Origin of the sequence: Clostridium sp. DFI.1.208 (assembly GCF_024463855.1) — a bacterium.
Taxonomy (GTDB): domain Bacteria; phylum Bacillota_I; class Bacilli_A; order Erysipelotrichales; family Erysipelotrichaceae; genus Clostridium_AQ.
The window spans coordinates 62685-78789 of sequence record NZ_JANGCA010000022.1; the positions used below are offsets into that span (position 1 = coordinate 62685).

13 protein-coding genes are annotated in these 16105 nt (G+C 45.6%); all 13 read left to right on the forward strand.

Translation table 11 applies throughout. The annotated features are described in order from the left end of the window. Positions 1–306 precede the first annotated feature (306 nt). The 13 genes from NE665_RS12645 to NE665_RS12705 all read left to right on the forward strand — a co-directional run bounded on the left by NE665_RS12645 (position 307) and on the right by NE665_RS12705 (position 15897). A complete protein-coding gene (locus NE665_RS12645; RefSeq protein ID WP_117443410.1) occupies positions 307–1731 on the forward strand; it encodes a Wadjet anti-phage system protein JetA family protein in 1425 nt (474 codons plus the stop codon). Continuing rightward, positions 1728–2396 (forward strand): DUF4194 domain-containing protein, encoded by a 669-nt coding sequence (locus NE665_RS12650; protein ID WP_117443409.1) that lies wholly within the window; start codon positions 1728–1730, stop codon positions 2394–2396. The genes NE665_RS12645 and NE665_RS12650 overlap by 4 nt, the downstream gene beginning before the upstream one ends. Beyond that, positions 2332–2958, forward strand: a complete 627-nt coding sequence (locus NE665_RS12655) for an ATP-binding protein (RefSeq protein WP_233104659.1) — start codon at positions 2332–2334, stop codon at positions 2956–2958. The genes NE665_RS12650 and NE665_RS12655 overlap by 65 nt, the downstream gene beginning before the upstream one ends. 27 nt (positions 2959–2985) lie before the next feature. After that, positions 2986–5628: an SbcC/MukB-like Walker B domain-containing protein gene (locus tag NE665_RS12660; protein WP_233104658.1), complete on the forward strand. Its 2643-nt coding sequence runs from the start codon at positions 2986–2988 to the stop codon at positions 5626–5628. 280 nt (positions 5629–5908) lie between these two features. After that, a complete protein-coding gene (locus NE665_RS12665) occupies positions 5909–6130 on the forward strand; it encodes a hypothetical protein (protein ID WP_117443408.1) in 222 nt (73 codons plus the stop codon). Then, positions 6127–6468 (forward strand): DUF2085 domain-containing protein, encoded by a 342-nt coding sequence (locus tag NE665_RS12670; RefSeq protein WP_117443407.1) that lies wholly within the window; start codon positions 6127–6129, stop codon positions 6466–6468. The genes NE665_RS12665 and NE665_RS12670 overlap by 4 nt, the downstream gene beginning before the upstream one ends. 74 nt (positions 6469–6542) lie before the next feature. Continuing rightward, entirely contained in the window at positions 6543–7385 is an 843-nt protein-coding gene (locus NE665_RS12675) for a VanW family protein (RefSeq protein ID WP_117443406.1), read from the forward strand. A 65-nt stretch (positions 7386–7450) separates the two neighbouring features. Continuing rightward, a complete protein-coding gene (locus tag NE665_RS12680; RefSeq protein WP_117443405.1) occupies positions 7451–7909 on the forward strand; it encodes a hypothetical protein in 459 nt (152 codons plus the stop codon). Between the two features lie 157 nt (positions 7910–8066). Then, complete coding sequence (locus NE665_RS12685; protein WP_117443404.1) at positions 8067–8366, forward strand: YciI family protein; 300 nt, start codon at positions 8067–8069, stop codon at positions 8364–8366. 386 nt (positions 8367–8752) lie between these two features. Beyond that, positions 8753–10762: an ABC transporter permease gene (locus NE665_RS12690; protein WP_117443403.1), complete on the forward strand. Its 2010-nt coding sequence runs from the start codon at positions 8753–8755 to the stop codon at positions 10760–10762. 1089 nt (positions 10763–11851) lie between these two features. Next, complete coding sequence (locus tag NE665_RS12695; RefSeq protein WP_044907697.1) at positions 11852–12280, forward strand: MarR family winged helix-turn-helix transcriptional regulator; 429 nt, start codon at positions 11852–11854, stop codon at positions 12278–12280. Between the two features lie 33 nt (positions 12281–12313). Continuing rightward, positions 12314–14038 carry an ABC transporter ATP-binding protein gene (locus NE665_RS12700; protein WP_117443401.1) on the forward strand — a complete coding sequence of 575 codons (1725 nt, stop codon included), beginning with the start codon at positions 12314–12316 and terminating at the stop codon, positions 14036–14038. Further along, positions 14038–15897, forward strand: a complete 1860-nt coding sequence (locus NE665_RS12705; protein WP_117443400.1) for an ABC transporter ATP-binding protein — start codon at positions 14038–14040, stop codon at positions 15895–15897. Before NE665_RS12700 ends, NE665_RS12705 begins: the two co-directional genes overlap by 1 nt. Positions 15898–16105: the final 208 nt, after the last annotated feature.

Genomic DNA, 16105 nt, shown 5'->3' on the forward strand with positions numbered 1-16105 from the left:
TCAGGATGCAAAACATGACAGACTACCGTTGCATGAAAGCAGGTATATAAGCGATTATGCTGTATCAACGGCTTCTGTAATTCAAGTATAGGACGCCTCCTATATTGGATGTATATGCCCTGCTCCTGTACCATTCGGTCTCTGTATCCCGGCATTTGGAAAATCTTTTATGAAAAGCATCAGCCAGCAGCTACCTTTCTGCACAGGGAGCTGCTGTTTTTCTTTTCCTGCGATACATGAAAGTCGTGGATATTTTACCTCGCTTATAGTAAAATAAAGGAACGAATGTTTGAAAGGTGGGCTTGCATGTCCTTATTTGAAAAAATGGATCCATCCTTCTTTACCATCCTGGTATCGAAGAATCGGGATATTTATGTGGATTTGCTTTTGCAAATTCATGACTGTATCTATCGCAATCAGACCATGAGCATGGAGCGTGCCCTGCTTCAGGATTTACTGGAAGATTACGTGCAGGATAAAAAATACGAAATCGACTTCCGGGAGGAAGCGGAATACAGCGATATCGAACAAGAGCTTCGCAGCGAAAAGGATATTTATGACAGGGATATCCAGTTTCTGTTACGATTGTTTGAGAAGCATACCTGGATCAATGTCGATTTGCATATGGATACGATGAAAAAAATGGTGTCGCTGCCCTATCACAGCCGGGTGTTTATATCCTTTGTGAATGACATTATCAAGGAGCGGGAACAGATCGGTTATCTGATTCGCATCCATGCCTCTTTAAAGGATATGGAGGACCCTGTGAAAATCGAAGACAGCTACCAGCATATTCGCAATGCGTATGCTGACTTCAAGGAGCTGATTCTGACACTGGAACAGACCAATGCCAGAATACGGGATTATTATGCGATTCAGGTGAAAAAGGCATCCACGAAAATCTATCATGATTTCTTTGATGTGTATTATGGAGATATTGTAGAGGGCTATGTTTTTCCAACCCTTGTGGAGGACAGCTTAAAACGGTTTAAAAATCCGGTCGCTGGTATTTTGGAAACCCTTCTGCAGGAGGAAGCGCTAAAGGATAAAATTGTAGACAGTGCGGTAAGTCACTATCGTGTATCCAGCCGTGAGACCGCAAAAAAGCATATCGAGGAAATGCTGTATGCCATGTACAACGATTTAAATATCGTGGAAACACTGACTGCTCAGCTGGTGGACAGTGATGCGGGATACCGCAGGCTGGCAAAGCAGAAAATCATGTATCTGTGCAACAGCGATCAGGGACTCAAGGGAAAGCTTGTGGAGCTGCTGCATCACATGAAGGAAGAGCCGCAAAGAGTGTGTGAGCTGGTAAGCGAAACCATCAATGTCCAACAGACCCGCTACATGGAACGTGATGAGGTGTACACCTTTGAGCGACGCAGGCGAAAGGATGAGCGGGAGGTGATGACCTTCACCTTTGAAGAGAGCACCCAGAATCAGGAGGAGCTTGAAAAACGCATCGGCTTTGACCGTTATTCCCGCTTTACCCGTGAAAGCATATCGGCTTACTATGCAGAGAAGCTGCATGGGGAAACCGTTGGAAAGCTGAAGGATATCGGGGTTAAGGATATGGATGACTATATCCGCTCCATCCTGGTATATGTATATGGAAGAGACCGCAAAATGGATGTGCGGGCAACGCTGCTTCCAAATCAGACGGAAGGTATTACAGAGGGGGATTTTCATTATCCCAATCTGTTGATTAAAAGGAAGGTAACAAAATGAAGGTAGAACAACTGGATCTGAAAGACCGTGAGGAATTCGGACGAATCGTCAATATCCTGCTGGCAGAGAACTGCGTCTACCAGTATGCGAGAATTAAGCAGTTTGAAAAAAAGGAACGAAATGCAGACTATGTGTTCATCAATGAACACTGGGAGTGCTTTGAGGAATATCTTCGCTATGCGGGGTGGCTGCTATGTAAGGAGCGTTCTTCTTATATGGGAATGCTGTATCTGGTCAATGAGCGGGAGGACTGTAGCTGCCGCTATCGTCTGACAAAGCTGGAAACACAGCTGTTACTGATCCTACGCAATTACTATGAGGAGAAAATGCTGGAGCTGGATGCATCTCTTACCATACGTATTTCTGTCAACGAGCTGCTGCGGCTGCTGGTCGATGTGTTTGCGATGGTGAGTGTGAAGCCCTCCATGCAGAATATCCATGCGGCATTGCAGTCCCTGCAAAGGCTGAATGTCATTCAGAAATATGCACAGGGTGAGGAAGAGCTGATTTGGGTACTTCCTTATATCACCTGTGTTCTAACACCGAAGCGGGTGGAGGAAATTCTGATGAAGCTGCGAAATGAGGAAGGAGAGGAAGACGATGAAGCTGAAGAGAATGCTGCTGATCAACTGGCTGTATTACGAGAAGACGATCCTGAGCTTTGAGGATATCGTCTTTCTAAGCGGTAAGACCGGAGAGGGAAAGTCAGCGCTGATCGATGCGATGCAGCTGGTCATTCTGGGGCGAACCGACAATTCTATTTTTAATAAATCCGCGAATGATAAAACAACGCGTGATTTGATGGGATATTTAAAGGGCAAGTACAAGGATGGTACCTTTAAGCGTGATAAGGGGATGTTCAGTACCCATTTGTGTATGGAATTTGAGGATGAACAGCAGCGCTCTTACTGCTTCGGTATCGTATTTGATGTAAGCGGGGCTACGCGTGGGGATATGGAGCATCGTTATTATATGATGAATCAGCCGATTCCCGGACATTGCTTTATGGATGAGGGAACCGTATTCAATATTCGGCGTATGAAGAAGCTGCTGGACAGCTATCAGGATCGCAGCTGCCGTTTCTTTACGACGCATATGGACTATAAGAATTATTTTCGTCAGCGGATGCTCATAAAGGATCAGCGGTTTTTCGATGTGTTCAAGATGGCGGTTGCATATACACCGATGATGAATATTTCCGAATTTATCGTAAAGAATGTCTGTTAGGAGGAGGAAGACCTGAATCTGGAAGAAATGCAGGAGGAAATTCAGGATTACCGGCAGATGAAGGAACAGTTGGAAACCGTACAGCAGAAAAAGGCACAGCTTTCCATAATTCATGAGCAGTATACGAATATCTGTGAGGAGCAGGGGCGTGCTGCGGACTTACGTATGGAGCAGGAGGCAGCTGCATATCACGGCATTATGGTGGAGCATGCGGAGGCTGCCGCTCAGTATGAGGCATTTACGAAGGGTTATCAGCGGCTGACGCAGGAATCCAGAGAGGTGGAGGAGCAGCGGACATTGCTGGAACAGAATATCGAAGCCTTACGGGACGCACGCAGAGATAATGCGGCAGATATTCTGGAACGCAGGATACAGGCGCATCTGGAACAGCAAACGACCCTGCAAAGAGACACGGCAGCCGTGCAGCAGCAGCTTGTCGCGAAGGGGGAATTTCTGGAGGAACAGCTTGCGCAGCTGGAGGAAATCGAGGATTATGACGGCCTACAGCTGGAGGACTTCGATCTATCCGCAATAAAGCTGGCAGTACATAAATCCATTCATGCGGCACAGCAGCTATCTGCCTTTGATTTGGAAGCATATGCAACGATTCAAAAACAGCTACAGCAGATTGCGGATTACCTGTCCTCCGTGCGCGGAACCATGCAGCATACATTGCAGGAATGCAAGGAGGAGCTTTCCACACTCGCTGTCAACCGCAGGGAGCTGGAAGCCGGCAAGAAGACATATCCGAAAAAGCTGCTCGTTTTAAAGCAGGAGCTGGAGGAACGGCTTTGTCAGCAGGTGGGAAGACCGGTGGAGGTATGCATACTCGCAGACCTGTTCAGTATTCAGGAGGAAGCATGGACAAATGCGATTGAAGGCTATATCCATAACCAGAAGCTGAATCTGGTGGTGGAAGCAGAATATTTCATGGATGCCTATCGTATTTATCGCTCCATCAAGGAAGAAAAGAAGATTCACACCTATTCGATCGTGGATATCGCCAAGGCAAAGCCGGGAAACCGTCCGCATGTTAAAACGCTGTATGACTGTGTGCGGGTGGAGCGTGAGGATGTGCGTCCCTATGTGGAATATCTGCTGGGAAGGGTTGTCTGCTGTGAAGCGGAGGAAACTTTAAGAAGCTATCCGGTAAGCATTACGAGTGATTGCATGCTGTATAGCGGGTATGCGGTAACGCATATGAATCCGGACTTGTATAAGGTACCATTTATTGGTTCCGATTCCATAGAAAAGCAGCTGCAGGAGCTGATCATCCACCAGCAGAAGCTTACCTCCTCCTGCCGCAGGCTGGAAACCGTCACAAAGACGTTAGCGGGTGTACATCTGCAAACTGTCATCAGTGATGACTTTATCCGTCAGCTGGAAGACGGTCTGCGCAAGGCCAGAGAAGTAGAGCAGCTGGAGCAAAAGGTAAAAGAGCTGCGCAAAGCCCAGACACCGGAGTCTTTGCAGGAGCTGCTAGTGCTGGATCAAAAGCTTGAGGAAGCAAAGAAAAAGAAAAATGAGCTGTACATGTTGCAGGTAGAACAGGGAAGTCGACGCCGCAAGCTGGAAGAGGATATGCAGATATGCAATGCGCGTATGCAGGAGCTGCAGCAGCGTCAAAAGGAAATTCAAAAGCCCGAGCATGGTATTCCAAACGCCATTGCCGTCATCACGACAACAGATGCTATTCGCAGGAAACAGAAACAGCTTGAAGAAGCACTGCGGGAGTTGAACAGCCGGATTGAGCTTTCCAAGCAGGAGCTGATTACGAAGAAAACCCATTATAATGATACCTTCCGTATTGCTCTTAATCCGAATTTTCTATGCGATGATTATGAACGGGAATATGAAAAGCATTCGGATAATATCGTTGAGGACTATATCGACAAGTGCCGTCTGGCACAGCAAAAGGCCTATGAATGCTTCCAGAATAATTTCTTTAGTGCAATCAACAGCAAAATCGAAAATGTCCGCATGCAGATTGACCGCTTGAACCGTTCTATACGCAAGCATAAATTCGGACGCTCCAGCTATGAATTTGTGTGTACCTGCAATGAGGACTATCGTGAGTATTACAATCTGATTACCAATAAGGAATTAAACGGTCATAATCTGTTGAATACAACGGTGTATGAGGAAAATGAGGAGCTGATTCATGAGCTGTTTGATAAGATTTCCTCCCTATCCTCCATGCAGGACCCAAAGAAATATCAGGAGCTTCAAAAAGAGGTGCAGCTGCTTTCCCGCTTTACCACCTATCTGAAGTTTGATATTCTGGAAAACGGCAATTCGCTGCGTGCCACGATCGGCTCCAGCTCCGGTGGAGAAACGCAGACCCCGTTTTATGTAGCCGTGCTGGTATCACTGTTTAGTGTATATGATGCAGGAAACGACGGTTTGCAGCTTGCCATCTTTGATGAAGCATTCGACAAAATGGATAACGAACGGATTGAGGAATGCATCTATCTGTTGAAATCCCTCGGTTTTCAGGCAATCATCGTAACTCCTACCGACAAGATATCCAATCTGAGCAAGGTTGCGGATGCGACGCTGATAGCGACAACGGACGAGAAAAACGGACAGCGGGTGTCCACTGTTCAGAAATGGAGTCAGAAAGAAACAAGAACACTTCCGGATATGGAAGGGATACAGGGGGAAGCATAGGAGTCGAAAAAGCCACTGGTAACATGATGGATTGATGAAAGGAAGCGAAACCCGACAGTACGCTGTGCTGACATGGGGTATCCGGCTTCCTTTTTTCGATACCGAAAAATAAAATGCAGACCACGCTACCGCAAGAGAACGCTTTATGGGATACAAAAAGGGTATGCTGTAAACAGTATCTGTTCTGTTCATAAGCAATGAAAGCCTATGGAATACAACACATTGGCAGGCACAGCTTACTTTAATATAGTATAATAAAACCAGAAAGGAAGGTACCTGTATGTATCAAAATTATGATCATGTTTGCTGTCCATCCTGCGGAAGCAGGAATCTGCGCATTATTGAGGAGCGAAGCAAGGAAAGCTATAATCTGCCAAGTGGCATTCTGGGGGCTATCTGCTTTGGCCCGATCGGGATGCTGTGCGGACTGTGCTGTGCCGATGGTGAACGCAGAAGGACCATCTGCATCTGCAATGACTGCGGTACCAGATTTAATCGATGAATCCGGATCGCATCTGGCTTTCTCTGATGCATCTGTTTTCCCATTCTTGTCATCAGAAAGCAGAACGCAGCTTCTTTATCCATGGTTATCAGTGTCCCGTATGTGCAAGATGCAGCGGACTGTATATCGGCTATGGCTTTGGCATACTGCTGTGGATGCGTTCCATAACGCTGCCGCTTGCGGTTTATGGTCTGTTTATGCTATGTATGCTGAGCGACTGGGGACTTCAGGCGGCAGATATACTTCCATCTACGAATGCGCGAAGATTTTTGACCGGGTTGCTATGCGGTATCGCAGTAATTGGTATTCTTCATGTACTGCTGCAGGCTGTTTTTTGAAAATTGTATATGATGATTGTGCAGACGGAAATAAAATCAAAAAGTTGATCGTATAGAAGGAAAGGAGTGGTAATATGCAAAAGAAACAGGAGGATCTGCGTACAAAGAAGCGCTCGGATATCCGGCTGATGCTGGGAGGCTGGTATTATACGTGGTGCAGATATCTTGCATGGCATACAACAAAACGGCAGTTTGCCAGCGAACATGGACAAAAGAACTATCCCTATGTCTGCTTTCAGCATAAAAGTCTGCTGAAGCGGAATCTGACAAAGGAAGAGGAAGTTTATCAGGAGAATAAAATCATGAACCTTCGCCTTGCGGTGGAGAAGTTGGACGGTATCATCGTCTATCCGCAGGAAACGCTGAGCTATTGGAAAACGATAGGGAAGCCGACGGCTTCCAAAGGCTATAGGGAAGGCATGATGCTAAAGGAGGGAACGATTGTATACGGCATCGGAGGCGGGCTGTGCCAGCTGTCCAATCTGCTGTTCTGGATTACGATACATACACCGCTGGAGGTTGTGGAGCGTCACCGTCATGGATATGATGTATTTCCGGATGCCAATCGTACACAGCCCTTCGGCAGTGGGGCTACCTGCTTTTATCCCTATGGTGATCTGATGATCGTCAACCCGACCCAACAGCCCTTTCAGCTGCGGCTTCATGTGGGAAAGACTCATCTGCATGGAGAATGGAGGATGCTGCATCCCCTGCAGGTACGCTATGACATTGTCGAGCGCAATCATGAAATGCGGCGGGAATGGTGGGGTGGCTACAGCCGTCATAATCAGCTCTATCGTTTAACGCTGTCTCAGGAGGGGACGCTTCTGGAGGAGCAGCTGGTTGCTGAAAACCACGCAATGATGATGTATCAGCCGCTGCTGGATGCGTCGGTAAAGGATGGGCAAAGCTGCTGATATGAAACACTTTGACGATGATATGAGAAGAAATGTTCGATGTTAATTGCAAAGGAGGAGACTATATGAAGGATTTCTGTGAGGCTTTACAAAGCGGTAAAAGAAGTGCAGTGATTCCTGAGGAGGATGATTACTTTGGAAAGCTGATCGGCAGCTGGCGCATTGCGTATAAGGATAATGCAACAGGCACAGTACGAAAAGGAGAATGGCATTTTTCAAGGGTGCTGGAAGGAATGGCAGTACAGGATGTGATTGTATTACCGGGCTTTGAATATGGAACGACACTGCGCATATACAATCCAGATACTCGGGCATGGGAAATCGCCTATGGCTACACGGGGAGAATCATGCACTTTGAAGCAAGAAAACAAAAGAACAGGATCATTCTGACCAATCGGGAAGATGAGCATAGAAAATGGGTGTTTGCTGAGATTGCAGACAATCACTTCCACTGGCAGGACATAATGGTAAAGGCGGATGGAGAGTGGCAGGTCAATTATGATCTGTATGCCGAAAGGCTGTAAGGGTCTTTGTATACACTGACTAAGCCTGAAAACGCAGTCACGGACAATACAAACAGGACCTGTGGGCTAGAAAGCGTGCAGCAGCTTGCGCGTATATATAAAGAAGGCTCGGCGTTACAATACATGTCTATAAATTAGTCACAAAAGGAGAAAACGAATGGAACAGTATATGTATATGATGATGCTTGAAAAAAGCAAAACCTATAACAGAATGACGAAAAAGGCAGTCATTGCGCATGTGGAAAACATCAAAAGACTGGATGATGCGGGGAAATTGGAAATCTGCGGTGTGTTTAAGGGATATCCGGGAATGGCAGGTATGTATATTCTGAAAACGGACAGTCGTGAGGAAGCGGAAGCGCTATGCAAACAGGAACCACTGGTGGTCCAAGGCTATGCCACCTATAAGCTGGTTACTCTGCAAATAGCGAATCGTGATAATAATTATCTGTTATGATCACAGAATAGGTATGTGTGAAATGTTACAAGCGGTGTATCCTACCAGAGGATAACATTGATAGTGCTATCCTTCATAAGGAAAAAGAAAGGACCAGATACATCGAAAATCGGTGAATTTGATCCTTTTTATCAGGGGGCAAGTATCCTCAAGTGAAAAGCCTTCAAGCAGTACGTTATGTAACGTAATTACAGGCTTCATGATATGCTGTAAAGGACTGCTGCATGGCAGAAAATCAAGCCGAACAAAGCTGCATCTTATTATAAACGAGCGAAATATAACAAAGAAAGCTTGCAGTATTACAAATATGAAAGGTGAATGTAAGAGACATCCATGGCACACTTTTGTGAAATTTCCTATAATTTCTGTAGAGATGAGGTGCTGCTATGAAATTTTCAAAATTGGCTTTACGGAATGTAAAGAAAAGCTATAAGGATTATTTTGTCTACTTTATGACACTGATGTTTTCCGTGTGTCTGTTTTACACCTTCAATTCCTTTTCCTCTCAGGAGCAGGTATTGAATCTGAGTACGTCCCAGTCAACCGTATTAAAGACGGTCGGACAATTTATGAATGTACTATCTGTGTTTGTTGCGATTGTACTGGCGTTCCTGATCCTGTATGCCAATAATTTTCTGATTCGCAGAAGGAAACAGGAGTTTGGAATTTACATGCTGCTGGGAATGCCGAAACGCGATATTTCCAGAATCCTTGTATATGAGACAATGGCAGTCGGATTTCTTTCCCTGCTGAGTGGTTTGTTGCTGGGCGGGCTTTGTTCCCAGCTGCTGGGAGTCTTCAGTGCCGGGATGCTGCAGGTATCGATGAGCTTTCGTTTGATGTTTTCCATACCGAGTGCGATTACAACGATTGTATCCTTTACGGTGATATTCGTCATCATCATGCTGTTAAATACCAGAGTGATCGCAAAGGTGAAGCTGATTGACCTGCTGCAGTCGAAAAAGAAAATGGAAAAAGCAAGAATACGCAGACCCTGGGTATCTGTGCTTGTCCTGTTGATTTCTCTGACACTGCTTGGGACTGCCTACTATCTGGCAACTTCTTCGCTGCAGACATTTGCAGTCATGCTTGTACCGATCCTGATGATTGGCGGTATCGGTACAATCCTGTTCTTCATGTCTCTGTCAGGCTTCCTGTTACAATTTATCCGTTTCAGTAAACGAACCTATTATCGCAATCTGCATATGGTCGTGCTGCGGCAAATCAATGCGAAAATCAGCTCGGCAAGTACCTCTATGGGAATTGTCTGCCTCATGCTGCTGCTTGCTATCGGTGCACTGTCCTGCGGCTTTTCTCTGCAACACAGCCTGGTCGACAGTGTGGATCAGACGACACCGTATATGTATACGTACATGCAGGATGAAAATATAAGCGAAAAGGATATGAAGCAGCTGCTGTCGCTGCAGGAGGTTAAACGCTGGAACAAGGTGAATGTGTATACCGAAAAGGAAACATTAAAAACAATTCTACCGCTTATGGAAGGCTATGATACGGATAAGCTGTATGCCGGTGCACCCTTGGAATATATCTCACTGAGCGAGTACAATACAGCGATGGAAGCACAGGGAAATAAGCCTGTATCCATCGATAGCAGGGAAGCTTTTTTCATCAGTGCAAAGGATGATATTCTGGATGCTCTTACAACTGCGGGCGAGGAGCATAAACTGATAGCTGTCTATGGTCAAAAGCTCAAGCTGGTGAACGCTCAGAAAACCTCCAGCTTTCTCTGCACCAGCCCTATGCCGGAAATCATGCTGGCCTTGGTTGTGCCGGATGCGATTGTTCAATCCCAGGCTATCGACAGAACCTATTGGAATATCGATCTTGCCAGTGAAGCACAGACTTCGGCATATCAAACAAGGGTCGAGAAGAATTTCACGGACTATGCAAAGCAGACGGGAATGCAGGATTACCGATATTCGGGAACCACACGGGACGAGGTCAGGGAAAGCTCTCTGGGCTCCGGCATGCTCTTTGTTTACATCGGACTGTATCTGGGCATCGTATTTCTGGTTTCCAGTGCAGCAGTTCTGGCATTGCAGCAGCTGAGTGATGCGGACGACAGCAAGTCCAACTACGATATTCTGCGCAAAATCGGAACACCGCAAAGGATGATCGATCATTCCATTCTGGGGCAGATCGCTATATATTTCATGCTGCCGCTCAGTCTTGCCATTGTGCATGCCATGGTGGGTGTACCAGTGGTATCTGGTGCCTTCTCCTTTCTGTTCGGTCTGCAAAATATGTGGAAAACAAATTTAATGACAGCCGGCGTCGTTCTGCTGATTTACGGAACATATTTCCTGATTACGTATTACGGATATCGAATGGCGGTGCAAGGCCCAAAGCATAAACAGAAGAAGCTTTCAGATTAACAGGGCTTGTGCAAGGCTTTCAATCAATGTTCCCTGATGCTTATCTGCTTTCTAAGTATAGTAGGGGAATGCGTTCTGATGATATCCATGTTTACTTAAAAAATCCTGCGCAGCTGTGTATTTCCTTGTTGGCGGTATACAGCTGTAAAGCCTCATAATACATGCCGCATATTTCACTGACAGTAACACGATAGTTGCCACGGTCTGCTTGCTTGTACCTCAGTTGTGAGATGCAGGATGCAAAGTGAGATAAAGCTGAAGGATAACAGGGATCAATTTCATTTGAAGCGATGGAATTATCCCTTTTTTACGTGCTGCTTCTAGCGTACCCAAACGTGTATGAGCTTTCAGGCAGTGTATGCCTTTAACGTATTCCAAGGCGGTGTTTCCTAAAGAAAACATTATGAGATATACTGGGAAATCTCAGTTTGCAATGCAAAAGCATAAAAAAGCAGATGATTTTTTGGAAATACCATCTGTACTATGAAGTTTACATAAGACGATTTCCACGTTGTCTTAAATGGAATACGTAAATAGCATAGGAACAGGGAATAAAAATGGAAAGGCTTCATCATGAGGTTTTTTTATTTTATGTATAAAAGGGTCCCTATGCGAGTCTTTTTATTTATAAGATAATCTGTAGTAATTGAGATAATTATATAAATGGATTGCTTTATGTATGAGGCAGCAATTCCATGTGTATCACACAACGGGGATTGCAGCGAATGGAATGCCACTGTTTTATGGAATCATGCTATGCATGGGTGAACAGTCTTCTGCTTTATTTATTTCCAGAAGGAAGCAGTCCGCAAACAAAGAGGATGATGCAAATTGCCCCAGCTGCCTGAAAAAGAATACTGCTGATGCCTGCATCCGATGAACAGATCCCTTCAGCTATAAAAACCCCATACAGTTACAGATAGGATGAACTGCCATATCGTGCATCGTGTAAATTCAGGTATAGGTATGACAAACTGCCTTCATGGTACTGCCTGAGAAAATTCCGTGTGAAGATTTATTGACAGAAATTCGTTCCAGAGGTATAGTTAGGTAGCTAATAATTAGGATGCTAATTATGGAGGTGGCACTATGAAAACAGCATTTCACTTTATGATGTTTAAAACCTTTCACGCACAGAGAAACAGAATCCGTCAGAATATGCAGGAATTCGGATTATCTCCGGGACAGCCAAAGGTTTTGCGCTATGTGGCAGCGAATCGCAACTGCATGCTGAAGGAAATCGCAGCAGCCTGTGATGTGGAGTGTGCAACGGTTTCCCGGATTCTCAATAATCTGGAGGAACAGAACATGCTGAAGCGTCACGTGGTGGAAACCAATAAGCGGGCTTTATCCATGCAAATTCTGCCAAAGGGAGAACAGGCACTGGCAGCCTGGGAAACACATTGCCGTCAGGTGGAAGCCGAGTCCTTACAGGGCTTCAGTGAACAGGAAAAGGAACAATTCCGGGAATATCTGGGAAGAATGTATCATAATCTGACTGGAAAACAGCTGGATTGATTATGAAAGAATTGTAAGTGAGGAGGAAAACAGATGTTGAAACGAATGTGGCCCTATATGAGCCGATATAAAAAATATCTGGCGATCAGCTGCTTCTGTGTAGTGGCGGAAACAGTGTTTGAATTGATTATACCGATTATCATGGCAGATATCATTGATATCGGTGTTGCGAATGCAGATAAGGATTACATCCTTATAAAGGGAGCGCAGATGATAGCCTGTGCTTTGATTGCTCTTGTGCTCGGAATCCTATATGCCCGTTATGCCGCAACTGCCGGACAGGGCTTTGGCGCAGAGCTGAGAAAGGATGAATTTGCGAAGGTGCAGAGCTTTTCCTTTGCGAATACGGATCACTTTTCCACATCCTCGCTGATTACCAGACTGACGAGTGATGTGACGATTTTACAGACTGCTATCAGCAACGGAGTTCGTCCCATCGTGCGCTCTCCTGTTATGCTGCTGACCGCACTGGTGCTGACCTTTACGATCAATGCGCAGCTTGCCATCGTCTTTTTGATTGCGATTCCCGTCTTAGGGATAGCTTTGTTTGTAATTGTGCGAAGGGTGGGACCGCTGTATCGCCTGATGCAGGCATCCATAGATAAAGTGAACACCATCGTACAGGAAAATCTGAATGCGATTCGCGTTGTTAAATCCTACGTTCGCGGAACCTATGAAGAAGAGAAATTTGAAGAGGTCAATAACAATCTGCGCTCTGCAAGTGAGCGGGCATTTCGCACCTCTGTATGGAATCTGCCACTGTTTCAGCTTGTTATGTATACAACGGTTGTCTGTATCATCTGGTTCGGCGGGAACATGATTTTCGCTGATACGATGAAGGTGGGAGAGCTGACCGGATTTCTGAGCTATGTATTGCAGATTCTGAATTCTCTGATGATGATCAGCAATGTTTTCTTGATGCTGACAAGATCCATTGCCAGCGGTGAACGTATCCTTGAGGTGCTGGATGAGGAAGTGGATATCCGTGATCTGCCGCAGGCGGAGGCATCCGTGAGCTGCGGGGATATCGAATTTGATCATGTATATTTCAAATACAAGGAGGAGGCAGAGGAATTCGTTCTGAGTGATATAACACTGCATATTGAAAAAGGCAGCACGGTTGGAATCCTGGGAGGTACCGGTTCTGCCAAAACCACACTGGTACAGCTGATTCCAAGACTTTATGATGTCAGCGATGGTGAAATCCGTATTGATGGAAGGAATGTACGCGAGTATCCGGTAGAACATCTGCGTGATGCTGTGGGAATGGTGTTGCAGAAGAATACGCTGTTTAGCGGAACAATACGTGAAAATCTGTTATGGGGAGACGCACATGCAAGTGATGCAGATATTGCATGGGCATGCCATATCGCGTGTGTGGATGAATTTATCAGCAGCTTTCCAAAGGGCTATGATACTGATCTTGGACAGGGAGGCGTCAATGTGTCCGGTGGTCAGAAGCAGCGTCTTTGTATTGCGCGGGCATTGCTGAAGCGTCCTAGGGTGCTGATCTTTGATGATTCCACCAGTGCTGTTGATACCGCCACGGAGGCGAGTATCCGTGAAGGACTGGCATCCCTGACGGATACGACAAAAATCATAATCGCACAGCGTGTTACCTCTGTTCAGCATGCTGATCAGATCGTTATTCTGGACGATGGAAAAATACATGCTATCGGTACGCATGACACCCTGCTTGCGTCGGATCCGATTTATCAGGATATTTACTATTCCCAACAGGAAGGAGCTGGTTTATAATGGCAAGACAGATTACAGGTAAAAAGCCGAAGGATATGAAGAAGACCATACGCACCTTTCTGCGTTATCTGGGAAATCATAAGTTTGCGCTGCTGCTTGTCGGTGTACTGGTCATTGCCAGTGCAGGAGCGAACCTGTACGGCACCTATCTGCTGAATCCGATCATTGATAATTACATTCTTCCGCATGACTATGACGGGCTGGTGCGTGCAGTCCTGTTCATGGGGCTTATGTATGCAGGAGGCGTTCTTTGTACAGCGGTATACAAGCAGCTGATGACACATACGGCGCAAAGCATCGTTAAGGAAATTCGGAAGGATTTGTTTTCCAAGATGCAAAAGCTCCCTCTTCGCTTCTTTGATACCAATACACACGGAGATGTCATGAGTCATTTCACCAATGATCTTGATACGGTACAGGATGCCTTGAATAACTGCTTTGATAATCTAATCCAAAGCTTTGTGATGATTACAGGAACACTGCTTGCCATCTTCCTGCTGAATTGGAAGCTATCGCTGATCGTGATGTTTTTCATGATTATCATGTATCTGATGATCCAATATTTCAGTAAAAAGAGCAAATATTATTTTTCTCATCAACAGGCCGCCATGGGAAAGCTGAACGGGTTTATTGAGGAGATGGTTGACGGTGTCAAGGTGGTTAAGGTGTTTAACCACGAACAGAAAAATTATGAGGAATTTGAACGTCGGAATGAACGTCTGCGCAAGGCGAGTACAGAAGCCTTGACCTATTCCGGCAGAACGATTCCAACCGTTGTCAGTATTTCTTATTTTAACTATGCCATTGTCGCATGTATCGGTGGATTCTTTGCGATTGGAGGAGAAATCGGACTAGGAGCACTTGCTTCCTATCTGGTGTATGTACGCCAAACAGCGATGCCCATCAATCAGTTTACCCAGCAGCTGAATTTCATATTGGCCGCAATGGCCGGTGCGGAGCGCATCTTTGATATGATGGAGGAATGCGAAGAGGTGGATGAAGGACGTGTTACACTGACCCGTGTTCGGAAGCTGGAAACCGGCAGCTTGCAGGAATGTCAGGAATATACCGGGCATTGGGCATGGCGGCATCCGCATGAGGATGGCAGTGTGGAGCTGGTGGAGCTGCGTGGGGATGTGCGCTTTCATGATGTTGTCTTCGGCTATGAGCCGGGGGTTACGATATTAAAGAAAATCAATTTATATGCAAAGCCGGGACAGAAGATTGCTTTTGTAGGTAGCACCGGTGCAGGAAAAACGACAATCACCAATCTGATCAATCGGTTTTACGATATTGAAAGCGGCAGCATTACCTATGACGGTATTGATGTTAAGCTGATTCACAAGGATGATCTGCGCCGTTCTATATCCATTGTTTTGCAGGATACGCACCTGTTCACCGGTACAATAGCGGATAATATTCGTTATGGCAATCTGCATGCGGATATGGATGATGTGATCAATGCGGCAAAGCTTGCCAATGCACACAGCTTTATCAAACGTCTTCCAAACGGCTATGATACGATGCTGAGCGGGGATGGCGCAAATCTTTCTCAGGGACAGCGGCAGCTGCTTGCTATCGCTAGAGCGGCAATCGCAAATCCACCGGTGCTGATTCTGGATGAGGCAACCAGCTCAATCGATACACGTACCGAGAAGCTGATTGAAAAGGGAATGGATCGTCTAATGGAAAATCGAACGGTTTTTGTGATTGCGCACCGCCTTTCTACGGTACGTAATTCCAATGCGATTATGGTGCTGGATCACGGAGAAATCATAGAGCGTGGAAGTCACGATGAGCTGCTGGAGGACAAAGGAAGATATTATCAGCTGTACACGGGACAGTTTGAATTGGATTGAGAAAGGATGGAATGGTATCTCATGAAAAAGGGGATACCTTTTCTATTGGAAACGTGTAATAGGGAAGAAAGAGAAGTATAGTGCTGAAGTGAAAAGTTAAATTCCACTTTCAAAAGGCGAATAAAAAATGTGGAACTTTCTTCTACAGAAGTCTATACAGAGCATAAATATAGCGTTAGAAAGGGTTTCAAATAGGTAGAAGTAAGTA

Excerpts from the sequence above, each read along its gene's own strand:
- NE665_RS12690 (WP_117443403.1), top strand. The coding sequence starts at position 8,753 with ATGAAATTTTCAAAATTGGCTTTACGGAATGTAAAGAAAAGCTATAAG.
- NE665_RS12695 (WP_044907697.1), top strand. The coding sequence starts at position 11,852 with ATGAAAACAGCATTTCACTTTATGATGTTTAAAACCTTTCACGCACAG.
- NE665_RS12655 (WP_233104659.1), top strand. The coding sequence starts at position 2,332 with ATGAAGCTGAAGAGAATGCTGCTGATCAACTGGCTGTATTACGAGAAG.
- NE665_RS12700 (WP_117443401.1), top strand. The coding sequence starts at position 12,314 with ATGTTGAAACGAATGTGGCCCTATATGAGCCGATATAAAAAATATCTG.
- NE665_RS12675 (WP_117443406.1), top strand. The coding sequence starts at position 6,543 with ATGCAAAAGAAACAGGAGGATCTGCGTACAAAGAAGCGCTCGGATATC.
- NE665_RS12645 (WP_117443410.1), top strand. The coding sequence starts at position 307 with ATGTCCTTATTTGAAAAAATGGATCCATCCTTCTTTACCATCCTGGTA.
- NE665_RS12665 (WP_117443408.1), top strand. The coding sequence starts at position 5,909 with ATGTATCAAAATTATGATCATGTTTGCTGTCCATCCTGCGGAAGCAGG.
- NE665_RS12660 (WP_233104658.1), top strand. The coding sequence starts at position 2,986 with ATGCAGGAGGAAATTCAGGATTACCGGCAGATGAAGGAACAGTTGGAA.
- NE665_RS12670 (WP_117443407.1), top strand. The coding sequence starts at position 6,127 with ATGAATCCGGATCGCATCTGGCTTTCTCTGATGCATCTGTTTTCCCAT.
- NE665_RS12680 (WP_117443405.1), top strand. The coding sequence starts at position 7,451 with ATGAAGGATTTCTGTGAGGCTTTACAAAGCGGTAAAAGAAGTGCAGTG.
- NE665_RS12685 (WP_117443404.1), top strand. The coding sequence starts at position 8,067 with ATGGAACAGTATATGTATATGATGATGCTTGAAAAAAGCAAAACCTAT.
- NE665_RS12705 (WP_117443400.1), top strand. The coding sequence starts at position 14,038 with ATGGCAAGACAGATTACAGGTAAAAAGCCGAAGGATATGAAGAAGACC.
- NE665_RS12650 (WP_117443409.1), top strand. The coding sequence starts at position 1,728 with ATGAAGGTAGAACAACTGGATCTGAAAGACCGTGAGGAATTCGGACGA.